The sequence below is a fragment of the Cronobacter sakazakii genome (assembly GCF_000982825.1).
Taxonomy (GTDB): Bacteria; Pseudomonadota; Gammaproteobacteria; order Enterobacterales; family Enterobacteriaceae; genus Cronobacter; species Cronobacter sakazakii.
This window is the reverse complement of the sequence record NZ_CP011048.1, coordinates 79,352-93,905: the sequence shown is the minus strand read 5'-3', so window position 1 is coordinate 93,905 and position 14,554 is coordinate 79,352. Positions and strand designations below refer to the sequence as shown.

General features: G+C 56.2%; 9 protein-coding genes and 1 pseudogene. 5 read left to right on the top strand and 5 right to left on the bottom strand.

What is annotated here, in order from left to right; all coding sequences use genetic code 11:
* Positions 1-583: 583 nt before the first annotated feature.
* Entirely contained in the window at positions 584-1,900 is a 1,317-nt protein-coding gene (gene guaD / locus CSK29544_RS21745) for a guanine deaminase (RefSeq protein ID WP_007896785.1), read from the top strand.
* Positions 1,901-1,921: 21 nt separating this feature from the next.
* Here guaD and CSK29544_RS21740 read toward each other — a convergent pair whose 3' ends face one another.
* Positions 1,922-2,722, bottom strand: a complete 801-nt coding sequence (locus CSK29544_RS21740; RefSeq protein WP_007896786.1) for an MBL fold hydrolase — start codon at positions 2,720-2,722, stop codon at positions 1,922-1,924.
* A 293-nt stretch (positions 2,723-3,015) separates the two neighbouring features.
* Between CSK29544_RS21740 and CSK29544_RS21735 the strand changes: the two genes are divergently transcribed.
* The 4 genes and pseudogenes from CSK29544_RS21735 to CSK29544_RS23610 all read left to right on the top strand — a co-directional run.
* The gene (locus tag CSK29544_RS21735) at positions 3,016-4,674 is read left to right on the top strand and encodes a methyl-accepting chemotaxis protein (protein WP_029039502.1); all 1,659 of its coding nucleotides are present in this window, start codon (positions 3,016-3,018) and stop codon (positions 4,672-4,674) included.
* Between the two features lie 283 nt (positions 4,675-4,957).
* The gene (locus tag CSK29544_RS21730) at positions 4,958-5,227 is read left to right on the top strand and encodes a hypothetical protein (protein WP_007873284.1); all 270 of its coding nucleotides are present in this window, start codon (positions 4,958-4,960) and stop codon (positions 5,225-5,227) included.
* 12 nt (positions 5,228-5,239) lie between these two features.
* Positions 5,240-5,809 (top strand): histidine phosphatase family protein, encoded by a 570-nt coding sequence (locus tag CSK29544_RS21725; protein ID WP_007896792.1) that lies wholly within the window; start codon positions 5,240-5,242, stop codon positions 5,807-5,809.
* A 46-nt stretch (positions 5,810-5,855) separates the two neighbouring features.
* Positions 5,856-6,299: pseudogene (locus CSK29544_RS23610) on the top strand (SDR family NAD(P)-dependent oxidoreductase); the annotation flags it as partial.
* 236 nt (positions 6,300-6,535) lie between these two features.
* Here CSK29544_RS23610 and CSK29544_RS21715 read toward each other — a convergent pair.
* From CSK29544_RS21715 to CSK29544_RS21700, 4 genes are all read right to left on the bottom strand, one after another.
* Positions 6,536-9,697, bottom strand: a complete 3,162-nt coding sequence (locus CSK29544_RS21715) for a helicase-related protein (protein ID WP_029039503.1) — start codon at positions 9,695-9,697, stop codon at positions 6,536-6,538.
* Positions 9,690-11,507 carry a phospholipase D family protein gene (locus CSK29544_RS21710; RefSeq protein WP_029039504.1) on the bottom strand — a complete coding sequence of 606 codons (1,818 nt, stop codon included), beginning with the start codon at positions 11,505-11,507 and terminating at the stop codon, positions 9,690-9,692. The genes CSK29544_RS21715 and CSK29544_RS21710 overlap by 8 nt, the downstream gene beginning before the upstream one ends.
* Positions 11,501-12,724, bottom strand: coding sequence for a DUF6361 family protein (locus tag CSK29544_RS21705; protein WP_007896813.1), 1,224 nt, complete (start codon positions 12,722-12,724; stop codon positions 11,501-11,503). Before CSK29544_RS21705 ends, CSK29544_RS21710 begins: the two co-directional genes overlap by 7 nt.
* A gap of 94 nt (positions 12,725-12,818) precedes the next feature.
* Complete coding sequence (locus tag CSK29544_RS21700) at positions 12,819-13,793, bottom strand: tyrosine-type recombinase/integrase (RefSeq protein ID WP_029039505.1); 975 nt, start codon at positions 13,791-13,793, stop codon at positions 12,819-12,821.
* Positions 13,794-14,554 lie beyond the last annotated feature (761 nt).

Below are 14,554 nucleotides of genomic sequence, written 5' to 3'. Positions count from 1 at the left end.
GGAACGTCTCCTGTTAGCGTCGTAGTTGCGTAACGTTTACGCTTACTGACGGCAATACACTATCGATGTTGTCAGTCACCATTACCAGTAAAAGCACACCACAAACGCCTTTTTATAGTTACAACATACAATTCAAACATGCTGGACCGCCACTGAAACCGTAGGCACCGTTCGGAAACGCCCGTGTCGCTTCCGGCCACGGTTGTGGCGTCGGATTCTCTCCTGAACCCCTGAGCACGCAATTGCCCATTGCCGGGCCGCCCGCGCCCGCCCGAAGGGCGGGTAAACCAGATTCGCTTAAATGTATGTTGTAACTACACCGCCAGGCGGCTCCTGCGGACCCGCAGGCCGGAGATACGGCCTGACTCCGTCAGTCCCACTCCGAAGGTGTAGTGAAACCATTAATCCGCTGCACGGTTTTTGGCTTAGCAGGGTAGAGGCACGCCGTTTCAGCCTGTGCGCCGGACATGACGTGCGCCATCGCAATGCCCCTCAGAGAGAAAATCCTATACTACGAAAAGTGCATTAAAACCCATCAATAGAGAGTCTCAGAAGAAAAAAAGACAGACTGCAGGAGGTGATGATGTCAGCAGAACAGACCTTAAAAGCCGTACGCGGCAGTTTTATTGATTTCACAAGGACCGCTGAAACGCCTCAGGAGATAGCACCGGCGCTGCGGTTTATGGAAGACGGCTTACTGCTGATTCGTCACGGGAAAATTGAATGGTTCGGTGAGTGGGAAAAAGGAAAACAACAGGTTCCGGATACGGTCCGCGTGCGTGATTACCGCGGAAAACTGGTGGTGCCGGGCTTTATCGATACGCATATTCATTACCCACAGAGTGAAATCGTCGGCGCGTATGGCGAACAGCTCCTCGACTGGCTCAATAAATATACGTTCCCTGCCGAGCGACGCTATAAAGATCGGGAATACGCGCGCGAAATGTCCGCTTTTTTTATTAAGCAGTTATTACGAAACGGCACCACAACGGCACTGGTTTTTGGCTCAGTACATCCGCAGTCGGTGGACGCGCTGTTCGAGGAAGCCAGCCAGATCAATATGCGTCTTATCGCCGGTAAAGTCATGATGGATCGCAACGCGCCCGACTGGCTACTGGATGATGCGCAAAGCAGTTATGAACAGAGCAAGGCGCTGATTGAACGCTGGCATAAAAAAGGGCGGCTGCTGTATGCCATCACGCCGCGTTTTGCCCCGACCTCGACACCGGAACAACTGGCGATGGCGCAGCGCCTGCGCGAAGAATATCCGGATACCTGGTTCCAGACGCATTTATCAGAGAACAACGCCGAAATTGACTGGGTGAAAACGCTGTATCCGGAGCGTGACGGCTATCTGGATGTGTATCACCACTATGGCCTGACCGGGCACAACTGCATCTTCGCGCACTGTGTTCATCTTAAAGAGCGCGAGTGGGATCGCCTGCGAGACACGGGCTCCAGCATCGCTTTCTGCCCCACATCTAATCTCTATCTCGGCAGCGGTTTGTTTAATCTGCCAAAAGCGTGGCAGAAAAAAGTGAACGTCGGTATCGGGACGGACATCGGCGCGGGAACCACGTTCAACATGCTGCAAACGCTGAACGAGGCATACAAAGTCGGGCAGTTGCAGGGCTATCCGTTAACCGCTGACGAGGCGTTCTATCTTGCCACGCTCGGCGGCGCGAAAGCGCTGGGGCTTGATCATCTTATTGGTAACTTCATGCCCGGCAAAGAGGCCGATTTTGTGGTGCTGGATCCGACCTCAACGCCGCTGCAGCAGCTCCGCTATGACAATTCCGCGACCCTGTTTGATAAGCTTTTCGTGATGATGACGCTGGGTGACGATCGCGCGATATACCGCACCTATGTTGATGGTCGGGTCGCGTATGAACGGGCCTGAGCGTCACGAAATAAAAAAGCGTTAATCCGCACGATTGAGACACGCCACATATTTTTCGCCCGAACGGCGCACCCGCTCGCTGGCGTCGGCAGTGATTTCACGGCCTTCAAACGCGCCCCATAGCGTCGAAAATGGCACGCCTCGCAGCCGGTCTGTCATTGCGCTGACGGTGGCGGCCGGTAGCGGCAGCATATTCGGGTAACTCCACATAAATGAGACGCTCTTCGTGCCCGGCGTCACCTGCAAAATATCACCGGTCAGCAGCAGGCCGTCGCCGCGCGCGTCATGCAGTACGCAGCCACCGGCAAAATGGCCGCCGAGGCAAATCACGCGGATATCCTCAGCCAGTGTCAGTTCATCTCCCTCCCAGAGCCGGATAAACGGGCTGTCGCGCATTATCCATTCGCGGTCGCTGGCATGCAGATACACCGGCGCGTTAAAGGCAGCCGCCCAGTCCTGCATGGTGGTGTAAAAGTGCGGATGCGAAATGGCAATGGCCATCAGACCGCCCAGCGCGGCAATCAGGGTTTTTGTGGCGTCATCCAGGGTGGCGACGCAGTCCCAGAGAATATTTCCCTGCGGGGTACGCAGCAGAAACGCACGCTGGCCAATCGCAAAATCCGGCACCGTCCGGATGCTGAAAAGATCCGGGGTATGCTGCTTCCATTTATTGGAATGCGTCGCCAGCAGCGCATCGCGCGCTACCCATTGCTGCCCCGTCACCGGGACAAACTGCCGCTCATCGTCGCAAATTTTGCAGCGTTGCGGCCGGGCATTGTCAACCTGATATGACGTGCCGCAGGCGTTACACAGTGTGATCACAAAGGCCTCCTGAGGTGTGCCGACGCCTGCGCAACGGCGCACAGGCTTTCGCTTACTGACATAAACCTTAGAGCAAAGCGCCATGGCGAGCCTAAAAAAGCACCGCAACAAATTCCCACACCATTTCCAGGCCATTACTTTAAAAAATTTAATGTTTTGTTAATCATGGGCATACGAGAAAGCGTCTGCCGGAGGCTAATTATTGCATGCCTGGCTGCCGATATTCGTTGTGCCGGTTTGATTTAAGCACTGGCTCCATACAGCAAAAATAAGCATCACCGAGGAAACACTCCATGTCCATTACACAACGTCTTATGCTGACGTTTTCATTACTTTCTGCTGCACTGATCGCTATGGTGATTACGTCGGTGGTGGTCGTCAGCAATTTTCAGGCAAGGTTCCAGTACGTCCAGGAAAACACACTTCCGTCGGTGCTTGATATCGGCAAAATGATTGATGGTAGTAATACGTTGATTATCTGGCTCTACCGCCACCAGAATACCGCTGACGCATCAGGTCAGGCCGAGATTGAAAAAGAGATTGATACGGTCATTAACCGCATCACCACGCAGAACCAGTTTTACCTGCAAAATGAAATCTCCAGCGAGGAAGACCGGCAGATTTCTGAAAGCGCCGGTACGCTGATTCAGACGGTTCAGTCCCGGTTACCGGCATTTTTAGAGAGCTCGCGTGCACACAACAACGCTCTCGCGCTCGCCGCACTGCGTGATGACAACGGTGTCGGCGGTGCCGCGCGTCAGTTGATCGCGCTGTACCAGAAACAGCTGGGGGTCAACATTGACGTCGGCAAAACGCTGCGTAAGGAAAATGATAGCTCCTATTACCAGACGCTCTGGACGCTGATTGGCGGCTCGGCAGTGGTCATCCTTATTCTCGGCTTTTTCACGCTGAAGACCATCTTCTCGATTCGCAACCAGCTCAACAGCATGCGCCAGACGCTGGAAACGGCGAGCGAGCATCTTGATCTGACACTGCGCGCTGACGATTCCCGTAAGGATGAGATAGGCCAGACGGCCAAAGCGTACAATACGCTGGCAGCCAATGTGGCTTCATCACTCGCCGCTGTCGAAGCGTCCGCGCAGTCGGTCAGCTCGGCCTCCGGGCAGATCTCCGCCGGTAACGAAGATCTCTCGTCGCGCACAGAAGAACAGGCCGCTTCGCTGGAGCAGACTGCCGCCAGCATGTCAGAGCTGAGCGAAACCGTGCGTCAGACTGCGGAAAATACCCAGCTTGCGAGCCAGCTTGCGAAAAACGCGCGTGATATTTCGGAAGACAGCCAGTCGCGCGTCAATACCATGCTGACGACCATGAGCAGTATTCGCGACAGTTCCTCGAAAATCACCGACATTATCGCGATGATCGAGGGGATTGCCTTCCAGACCAACATCCTGGCGCTCAACGCTGCGGTAGAAGCCGCGCGTGCGGGCGAGCAGGGCAGAGGGTTTGCCGTGGTGGCCGGTGAAGTGCGCACGCTGGCGCAGCGTTCGTCCTCCTCCGCGCGGGAAATCAAAGAACTGATTGAGAACTCAATGCAATACGTCGAAACCGGTTCCGCGCAGGCGGAAGGCGTCGGCCAGAATATCGGCAAAATGACCGAGGCGGTGCGTCAGGTAACGGATATTGTTGATGAGATTTCGGTCGCCGCGCAGGAGCAGGCGCAGGGCATCAATCAGGTGCATCTGGCCGTCAACCAGATGGACGATGTAACCCAGCAGAACGCCGCGCTGGTCGAGCAGGCTTCGGCGGCGTCGCAGTCGCTGATGGAGCAGGCCGCATCCCTGAACCAGCTGGTTGGTGCATTTACCATCGCCGCCGCCAGTCATGCGAAAAGCGCGGCGCGTCATGTCGCCGCGCCGGTGACGCCAATCAAAACGCTGCGCCCGGTGCCCGCCGCCGCCGCGGTATCAGATAACGACTGGCAGAGCTTCTGATTAGCAGATAAAAAACGTTATTTTTTATGCCACGCCCGGTACCTGTACCGGGCGTTTTTACAGGCGGATTACCGATCATTCCCTGTATGCCCGACCGCCCTGCGAATAATTCCCCGCCACCACTTCCTCTGTTTTTCCATTCCGGCTGATGGACACTTATTCATGGTTGTATGTATCAGCGACGGTCTGCTTTTCTGCTAAAAGCGCTTTAAGGTATTCATGTACAAAATGTATTCCGCTCCGGTATGTTAGGCATAGCGCGTCACCACGACAGGAGTCCACCATGACCACATTTGTCTTCTATAAGAAAGGCACTCAGCTGTTTGCGTTCGATAAAGCCGATACCGAAAAAGCCTCGCGGCTTAAAGCCAAAGGCTATGAAAAGCAGTTCGAAGAGATTGACGCGCCCCTGGCAGAGCAGGCACTAAAGCGTTACGCGGATATCAAAAAAGAAGAAGAGATCGCTCCCTTCGCATGGGCCAGCGGAGCGATTTTCTCAGGCGTTATTGTGGTGGTACTGGCGCTGGTGGGATATTTTTTTCACGCCAGGTAAACCACCCGTGGAATGGAAGATATGGAAATTATTCTGATGCGTCACGGCAGCCCTGATATAGCGCATTCAGGCGCGATCGGCTCCCGCGATATGCCAGGCTGGATAAGCCGTTATAACGAGGCCGGTACGGGGAATGACTTACCGCCTGAGGCAAGCCGCGCGTTAGCAGCCAGAGCGGGCATTGTTATCAGCAGCGATTTACCTCGTGCCCTCTCTTCTCTAAAAACAATGGGTTGTGATCCAGTGCAAACCGATGCGCTATACCGGGAGGCAGAACTGCCGGTGCACAGTATTGGCAGGCTGCGTTTGTCGCCGCTGGCCTGGAGTGGCATTTTCCGCATGTTATGGCTGTGCGGATTATCGGGCAATGCTGAAACGCTGCATGCCGCAAAAGCACGCGCGGCAATGGCTGCGCAAAATCTCGCTGCGCTTGCCGGTAACGCGCAAAGTCCGGTGCTTTTGATGGGGCATGGCATCATGAATCGTTTGATTGCCCGCAGCCTTGTTCGTCAGGGCTGGCGTGAAATCCGTAAACCGGAAAAAGGCTACTGGGGAGCAGGGGTCTACCGCCTTGCGGAGTGATTTAGCCCATCAGTATGGGTTCATTATTATTGCAGGTTAAAAAATCATGACTGTACAACATATCCTGATTATCGGCGCATCGCGCGGGATTGGCCGCGGTCTGGCGAATGCTTTCGCGCAGGAGGGCGCCGACGTGATAGCGACGGTGCGTGACGCAACGCACAAAGACACCCATCCGCGTATCACCACGCAAATCGTCGATATGACCGACACGGCAAGCGTAGTCCACCTCAAAGAACACCTCAGCGCTGTGACCTTTGACGCGCTCATCGTCAACGCCGGTATTTTTGGCCCCGATCATCAGAGCATATCGCAGGCCACCGAACAGGAGATCGCCACACTCTTTCTGACCAACGCTATCGCGCCGGTGCGACTCGCGGAGACGATGCTCTCGCAGGTCCGTGAAGGCGGTGTCATTGCGTTTATGTCTTCCAGTACCGCAAGCTTTACGAATAACGATACCGGCGACATGGCGCTCTACCGCGCCAGTAAGAGCGCGCTGAATTCGCTGGCGCGCTCATTCGCGGTGACATCGGCGCTGCAGATTATCCAGCGCGGCGTTGATAACGTTTTTAAGCCCAGCCGCGCTTTCGTCTACCGTCACCGGCGCGCGTTCGCCGCCCATATCGGTCTGGACCCAGCCGGGATGCAGCAACAGCACGCTGCGTTTACCTGCAGTGCCGGTTTATCGATTATCGCGGGCAGGAGATTGCGCCGTAACCGGCGTTACGCTTTACCGGACCGGCCGGGCGGCTTAAGTGATATCAGCCCGCCGGCAAGGGCGTCTTCAGAGATCGGGGCGTTATGGCTGAGACTTGAGAGTAAGTCCTCCTGTCTCGGCTGTCCGAACGCCAGGCGATACAACGCGAGCCCCTGCTTCAGTCTTTTGAGCTTGCCGGTTTCCCGGCTGTAAGGCAGCACGGGAATACGGCGCTCCACGCGCGCCGGGCCGTTCTCAAAGATCCAGTAAGGGATAAGTTCGGACTGCCCAGGCGCTCTGTCCTGCGCTGCCCGCGCAAAAAGGGTTTGCCACGGGTCGCCCGCGTTGTGGCCCTTAAGGCTCGCTATGCCATAAGCATGCGCGATATTTTTCCGCACCGCATGCCCTTTGTAACGATGCACCCGGCCCTCGCGTTGCTCTAAATCGACAGGATTTGCAGGAAGATTCCAGTGCATCACCGCATGGCACCACGTATGAAAATCGAGCCCTTCCTGGCCAATGGACGTGGAAGCCAGTACAAACGGGCGAAACGGCGAATTGAAAGCATCGCGAACGCTTTCTGCCCGTACCAGCGCGTCGTTATTGTCATCCCGGATATCACCAAACCGCAGCGCAAAGCGGCAGCGGGTCGAAAACTCTACACGCTCAAAGCCCGCATCGTTAGCCTCCAGCGCGTCCAGATGCAGCCGGGAGACACGCAACGATAGAACAGACTGGATATGCGCGGACAGGGTGGCCACCTGTGCCGCGACGCCAGATCCCTGCACGCCAGGCGATTCCCGGAGCGTATGGACATATTCATCCAGCATGGATTGCAGATTGCCCTCAACTCCATATTTCAGCGTTAAACGCCAGTAGGTCTCCTCACTTGCGCCACGCAGCATCGCAATGGTCTCCGGCATGTTGAACAGGGTTCTGAACCCCGAGGCGATGGTCGCCGCACCGGTGAGAAGGGCCATGCTGTCGCACGACGTCTGCGGATCCAGCCTCTGTAACGCACGCAATGCGCAGGTACCAGGCCCGCCAAGCGCGAACAGCGCGAGCACGTCCACCAGATCGTCTGGCTTCGGCCCGAGCGTAAGGCGTCCCTCGGCGGCGTCTGTCAGCTGTTCCAGATGCGCGGTGAAGTGGGAGTCGTCATCCGCATCAGGCGTCACCAGCGCCCGCCAGCCTTGTGGATCTTTACACCACGCCAGTAGCCCGCCCTGCGCATCGAGCAGCACCGGCGCAGCCCAGTACCAGCGCGGATCGGCTTTGCCCTCCGCCGGGCTGGAGGGTAAAGCGGCGACAAGCGTCTCGCAGATGTCACGGGCGGCTTCCAGCACGGTTTCCAGCGGGAGCGGGCCGTTATTCCCGGCACAGGCCATCGTGAGTGGATCAATCGCCGTCGCCAGGACCGGTGAGGGCATCAGCCATGCCATGACTGGCATACCGGTCAGACGGTCGTCCGCGCTGGCTTTCGCAAACCGCAACAGCGGTTTGATTTTCTGATAAAGCTCGCGATGCGTCACCGACGCGCCGCTGACCATCCGGCGCTCTGCCTCATAAGAGCAGAGCGTGGCGATAGCATCCGGCACCGCATTCCAGCAGGAGAAGATAAGCGTCTTGGTAAGATGGCTTTTCCCCTGCCAGACGCCGCCTGGTGTGTAATACGGAAGCGATGGCGGCATCCATAACAGTTGCCAGAGCCCGTTATCGATGGTGTCTTCAAAAAGAAGCCGCATCCGCGCGTTGCCGGGTTCAAGCGGCTGGTAATCATCCAGCTGACCGGGCGTCAGCCACTCATCGCGGGCCGCTCTCAGCGCCGCAGAGAGCGCAGGTGACGGCGCATCGATAGCCGCATCAAGTTTATTACGCAGCGCATAGCGCTTCAGAAAGTTGAGCAAATGGGGCGTCGATTTCCAGTACTCCACCAGATCGCCTGAGTCCACACAGGCCGCAACCGCATCAACGGCACGAATATGCCGGATATCCGCGGCCTGCAGCGGCGCTATGCGGGGAACTTCAACGAGCATGGCGTTACGGTCGCGGGTATCAGAAATCCTTTCGGTGCGGCACATCACACGCAAAAGCGCATCCTGAAGACGTGCTTTTTCACCTTCAGGCATACCGGCATGCAGTGCGGCCCGGTGAGCGGAAAGCAGCGCGCTGACGTGGTTGACCTGCGCCGGATCGCGCATCAGAAATGACAGTGTGCGGATAAAATCCGGGTAATGATCGTCTTCCCCGGTTTCGTTATCCAGCGTGAACATTTTATAAGGCGTGGCGGAAAGCAGCAGAACACGCGCCTCCTTCTGTTCAAACAGGGCTGTGGCGAGCCGCGCGGTATCGTCTTCAGCGTCCAGTAGATGCTTAAACCGCTGAAACTCATCGAGGATCACCAGATCGGGCTTCAGGGCCTTCAGACAAACGAAAGCCAGTTTCTGACGCAGCGCCATGATAAGCCGAAGCCGTAACTGCGTATCGTCTGGCGGGATCCGGCTGCTGTCACGGTAACGTATAAACTGCTCGCAACCCTGCTTAAGCTGCGCGTAAAGCGGTTTATCGTCGAGCACTTCGCGTCGGAACATCCGGCAGAGGTCATTATCCAGTTCATCAGCCCGCAGCCCCTGCGCGGTGGCGCGCCAGCTCGCTTTTCCCATTCGCGCCTGTAGAAGATTTAACAGCCCTGTACGCAACCGGGCGCGTCGCTCGCCCTGGCCCAGCGGGAGGTCATACAAAATCCGGTACAAAATGGCGCGCTCTCCCGCATGGCCTTCACGGCTTACGGTATGGTCGAAGGTTGTGCCTGACGTCAGGCTGATAAAGTTAACTTTATTATTGCGCAGCTCGCTGACCTGCCGTGGCAGATAGGTCAGCCGGGTAGAGAGCGAGAACCCTTCCGAGCCGCTGAGATTGAGCCTTTTTTGATTCTGACCAGCAATCGCCGCGCTGGAGCAGATATAGATGATATCGACACGATCTTTTTTATCCTGCAGATGTTCCAGCGTTCTGGCGATAACGCCCCGTGCAATCAATGTCTTGCCAAGCCCGACTTCATCGGCGACAAGAAACCGCGTGGTGTTGTTTTCGCCAAACAGCCGCTCAAACACATAATCGACCGTATCACACTGAAAATCTTTCAGCGTGGCCAGCGCTGCCTGCGCAGAAAATCGATTATCAGACATTCGCGTCCTCCATGGCGGCTTCAAATACCGTCCAGAGCGCCAGAAAATCCTCCGGGATCACCGCGTTCCGGTTTCCCTGGCGCAGCTCACCGATAAGCGACGCGATTTCTTTTAAACGTTCTGGCGTACGGCTGGCGGCGCGTGTCAGCATTTCCAGCAGAGGAAAATCCTCACCATCGGCAAGACGGGCCAGCCACCCGGCAGCGACTCTGTACTTTTCCTGTAGCGGCAGTGCGGGGTCATCCTGATCCAGCAATAACAGCAGATAACGCAGAAAGCCGTCAGGGTTGCTGATAACGCTTTGCAGAATAGCCGCGTTGCGCTCTGAAGGCATGCCCGTCACGGGCAGATTAAGCACAAACCGGACGCACAACGCGGGCTCGCGGGTAGAGAGCTCAAACGCCGTCAGCCCGGTGACAGCCCGCAGCGAAAACTGCCCGAGGGGGAAAGGGCCGTCAGCGCCTTCTGTCGGCAATAAAACCGCGTGTTCGCCAATGAGCGTGACCGGCCACGCCTTGAGCGTCGCAACACCTTTAAACTTCGGCAAAACGCCCTCCAGCGTGAGCCGCCACTGCTCATCGTCCACCGGATCGCAGATAAGCGACAGCGGCAACGCGGCCAGTTGTGCTCTGGCGTGTTCCAGCGCCTGCGCGGCAGCCTGGGCGTTTGCATCCACCGGCGGTAACTCATCTGCCTGAAAATCCACCAGATATTCGCCCATCCCCTCTTTGCCCAGCAACGTATCGATGCCGCCGATATCGCGCTGGCGCCCCTTTAGCTCGACCAGCAACTCAATATTTCTGGCAGCTTTTAGCGCGGCATTAGTCGCGTTGGCAGAGCCCATTACGAGGTGCGTATATAAAGAATAATATTGGGTTTCAAAAAGATACGCTTTGGCGTGCAGGCCCGTCGCGAGCGATGCCGCCATATCGACAACGTCTGTGTCTTCACCATCGTCGGTTTCCGCAGCATCGTCTAAATGAGAGCACTGCGTGAACGCCTCCCGCGTGGCGGGTTTTAACGCTGCCAGCGCCTCCGGGCGGGAAATCAACGCCTCGGCACGCTGTGTCGTTTGTACCAGCGCGTTCAGCGCCTCATCGGAACAAAACGGTGAAATGACAGCCATGCGCAGTGAGGCAGGCGGGATCCAGTTAAATGCCTTAATACCCGGCAGATAAAACGCCATCTCCTGAAAACCTGCCGGTAACTCCCATTCAACGCGATAAAGCTCATCAGCAATTCGCTGCGCCTGCATCGTTTTCTCATCTGCAATGCCTCTGCTCGCGAGACCCGGCAGCAGGCGCAGCAGATAAGCCAGCGGCTTATTCACCGGCCTTTTTTTGCGCCCCATGACGCCTTCAAGCTGCAGCGAAAGATCCCACGAGCGATCGGTCGTTATATTGCGGGTCAGCACCAACAGGCGGTACATCACCGTGTCCTGACCGGGAGCGACAAAACGCAACACCCAGATTTTCGGGTGAAACACACCGCCGTTGGGCGCGCTCACTTCGACAATCATCGGCTCAAGCAGACTAAATAACGGATTGGGTCGCACTATGGCAGGCAACTGAATGCGTCCGCGCTGAACATAGACCGTCATGCGTCCGGCATAACGACGCAGGGATTCAAGCATGGCCAGGCCGTTCTGTTCTGCCTGGTTTTCCATGGACATCAGTGCAAGATGCACCGGCGCTTCGAGCAGACAGGTAGGATCCAGTGAAAATGTCGTGGCCAGCGCCTCATCAAAACGCATACCCGGCGGTGGCGTCAGCGCGGCGGTATAGAGGCTTCTTGCATCCGGGCTTAGCATACCGCCTCCTGACACAGCCCCTGGTGCAAATCAGCGAGCAACGTTTTAACAGTATTCCAGCGATAATTGATCCGTCTCGTACCCGAGTGACCGCGCCATTGCTCCTGCGCGCGCTTGTTAGTGAACCGCGAGCGCGGTCCTTTTAATTTTTTTTCACGATACTGAATCAGCGCGCTGGCATCGCCCATCAGAAGCGCGTCTGGCGTCGTGCGAAGATACCGCACCCAGGATTCGATAAAATGGCGTGTCTGCGGAGCTATCTGATGGCCTTCCCGGTGAGTAAGCGCCCACAACTCGTTTATGTTCCAGCGTGCAATCTCCGCAAGCGGCAGAGCATTGCGCCATTCCTGAAAATTCTCTTCATGAAGCTCACGCAGCCCTTCATGCTCGATCTTTTCGGCAAGCTGGTAGTTATAGGAGAGCGCCGCGCCATGCATGACTTCCGAGAAAAGGCGTGCATGGTGAAGGATCGTCTGATGTGTCGCGGAAAAGCGACCGCTATTGGCATACTCCCAGGGATACGCGCCTGTCGGCTTATCGTCCTGTAAGGCCAGAAAGGCCAGCAGGCTGTGCGGACATGCCGCCTGGAGACGGTCGCGGATGAACTCAGCCTCATCGCGAGTGAGCAGGAACGTCACCTTTTCAGGAAAGTCAGCAGGCGTCGCCGGTAACCGCGGATGCCAGTTATGCACGTTGTCGGGTTCGGTATCGGGATCATCCGCGCGATCGCGGGCGTGACGCTGCTGGCGTGCAATGCGGTGCTTCTGGCGATAGGTCTCATCGATCCGCTGGTGATACTGGCCCTGAGAAAAAGGTGTAAGCCGAATGTGCCAGGCACCAAGACCAGCCCAGTAAACGGAGCTGGGCAGACGTTTAATATCTCCACCGGCATTTTTACCGAACATCCCGTGATGGTCATCGGCCGTCTGGAGCCGTCTGACCAGTTCTCTTTCGTGCTTATCCGCAGCGCCGGCAAACTGCGCGGCAGTCACTTTTTTGTCTTCCAGCGCCCGGTAAATCCAGGGAACGAAGAGCATATAACGCAGCCGTGTCTGGATGGTGCTGGTGCCGGGAAAAAGTAAGTCCGCGAGGCTATCACGCACCGTGCCGATGCCGAGTTCATCCCGGCTCTCTTTTTCCTGGAACTGTGCGAGGATGCGAAGTGTGCGTTCACGCGCGCGGCTGTCGTGGTCAATCCATGTCAGTGTTGAAACCATGCCTGTCCCTGGTTTTGGAAGTTGAGAAAGGGTTGAACGATGATGGTGAGCGTAACATTTTGCCGGGCCACGCAATGGGCCGTTAACCGCTTTTTTAAAGCTTAATTTTGCCTGCCGCGCGGCGCAGGCGGGCATCGCCACGGCGGTCATATTTTTGTGTTGTCGTGACGCTGGCATGGCCCATTGCGTCGCGTACCGTTATCAGATCTTCGCCATTATCGAGCATCATGGAAGCGAACGTGCGGCGAAGATCGTGCGGTGCACAGTTATCGATGCCGCACTGCAGACGGCGTTCGTTCAGAATATGGTACACCGCCTGTGGGGTCAGGCGCTCAGACGTGACATCGTCACCCGCGCGGATGCGGGTAAAGAGCGGGCCGGGGTGTTCGCCGCGTACGCTGTCAGTCCAGTGCCGGAGCCGCTGCCAGACGGTGTCCGGCATAAATGCCAGCCGCTCTTTGTTTCCTTTGCCGAGCACGCGCAGCGCCTGGTCCTGCTCAAGAATGCTCGCATAATCCAGCCCGACCACTTCCGAACGGCGCAGTCCGCAGCCCAGCATCACCGCCAGCATCGCCGCATCGCGCGGGCCTTTACAGCTTTTGTCCTGCTCGCAGAGCGAAAACAGCGCGCGCACTTCTTCCGGAGTCAAGGCACGCCCGCGGGTAAGACGACTGCCGCGTACCGCCCGCACGGCAAGGATTTGCTGATAGCTGTCGGTGTCCATCAGCTTCATCATCCACGCCTCGCGCGCGGTACCTTTCAGGGCAGACAGATAGGTATTGATGGTGGCAGGTGCGCGCCCGGAAGCCGACAGCATCTCCAGCAGTCCTTGCACATGATGACGACGCAGGCTGCCCCAGGGGCAGTGCTGCAACGCGCGAGCACCGAGCATGCCTGCGACGATATGCAGGAAGGATCGCATGGTCTGGCGGCTCGCGGCGGAAGGCAGGCTTAAAAGATAGGCCATCGCCGGGTTGAGAGGCCGCGCCTCGTCACCCACCGACACCGCATGGGGATCGAGACCTGAAAAAGGGCCGGGCAGCAGATTGTCGTCAGGCAGTTCCGTCATCATCCCCTCGTAAACGCACGCAGCCGCGATGTTGCGCCTCGTAAAAAGTAGCAGGATTATCCCCTTAAGCGTGCTTTTCGGTAAAGCTACTTTTTCAAAGGTACATTTTAATAAGTAGCAATCTACAGAGGCGGTATCGTGGAGGAGAACAGAAAGGGCGGAAACAGCGGATCATCCGTTTTTGCTATGACAACCGAATACAGGGGTTATGGTAGCGTAAATCAGCGGGCGTTTATTTCACCAACATGGACGTGCATAACAAATAACCTCGGGATAAAACCTGCGCCGGTTTAACGTGCTATTGATAATGGATTGCGGCACAGAATATTATTAAACGCAGACTAAACAGCCCTGAAAATAATAAAGATGCATCTGTAATATAGATTCATGTATGATATACCGTCATTATTAAAATAGTCGCACCATCAGGAAGGTTATCGTCAAAATGACCATAGCATTGATTGTCTTTTTGGTTGTCATCATCGGCTATGCTTTTTATAAGCATACTGTTCTGGTGAAATCGCGTACGCTGCCTTCACGCGGCGGCAAGCGCCGTTAAACACTCTCCCGGAAGCGTTATCAGGGCTGATGACGCTTCCGCTCTTCCATTAAATCTCCTTTTTTCATCCACTTATCTGTATCTTCTTTAATCACCGTGGTGAAATAGCGTACGGCTTTTATTACCTCACCCATTATTCCTTTTATTTAAAACACAGTTTTAGAACTTATTGAAAAGGTTATATCGTGCCATCTATTTAAAA

Excerpts from the sequence above, each read along its gene's own strand:
- guaD (WP_007896785.1), top strand. The coding sequence starts at position 584 with ATGTCAGCAGAACAGACCTTAAAAGCCGTACGCGGCAGTTTTATTGAT.
- CSK29544_RS21730 (WP_007873284.1), top strand. The coding sequence starts at position 4,958 with ATGACCACATTTGTCTTCTATAAGAAAGGCACTCAGCTGTTTGCGTTC.
- CSK29544_RS21735 (WP_029039502.1), top strand. The coding sequence starts at position 3,016 with ATGTCCATTACACAACGTCTTATGCTGACGTTTTCATTACTTTCTGCT.
- CSK29544_RS21710 (WP_029039504.1), bottom strand. The coding sequence starts at position 11,507 with ATGCTAAGCCCGGATGCAAGAAGCCTCTATACCGCCGCGCTGACGCCA.
- CSK29544_RS21725 (WP_007896792.1), top strand. The coding sequence starts at position 5,240 with ATGGAAGATATGGAAATTATTCTGATGCGTCACGGCAGCCCTGATATA.
- CSK29544_RS21705 (WP_007896813.1), bottom strand. The coding sequence starts at position 12,724 with ATGGTTTCAACACTGACATGGATTGACCACGACAGCCGCGCGCGTGAA.
- CSK29544_RS21715 (WP_029039503.1), bottom strand. The coding sequence starts at position 9,697 with ATGTCTGATAATCGATTTTCTGCGCAGGCAGCGCTGGCCACGCTGAAA.
- CSK29544_RS21700 (WP_029039505.1), bottom strand. The coding sequence starts at position 13,793 with ATGACGGAACTGCCTGACGACAATCTGCTGCCCGGCCCTTTTTCAGGT.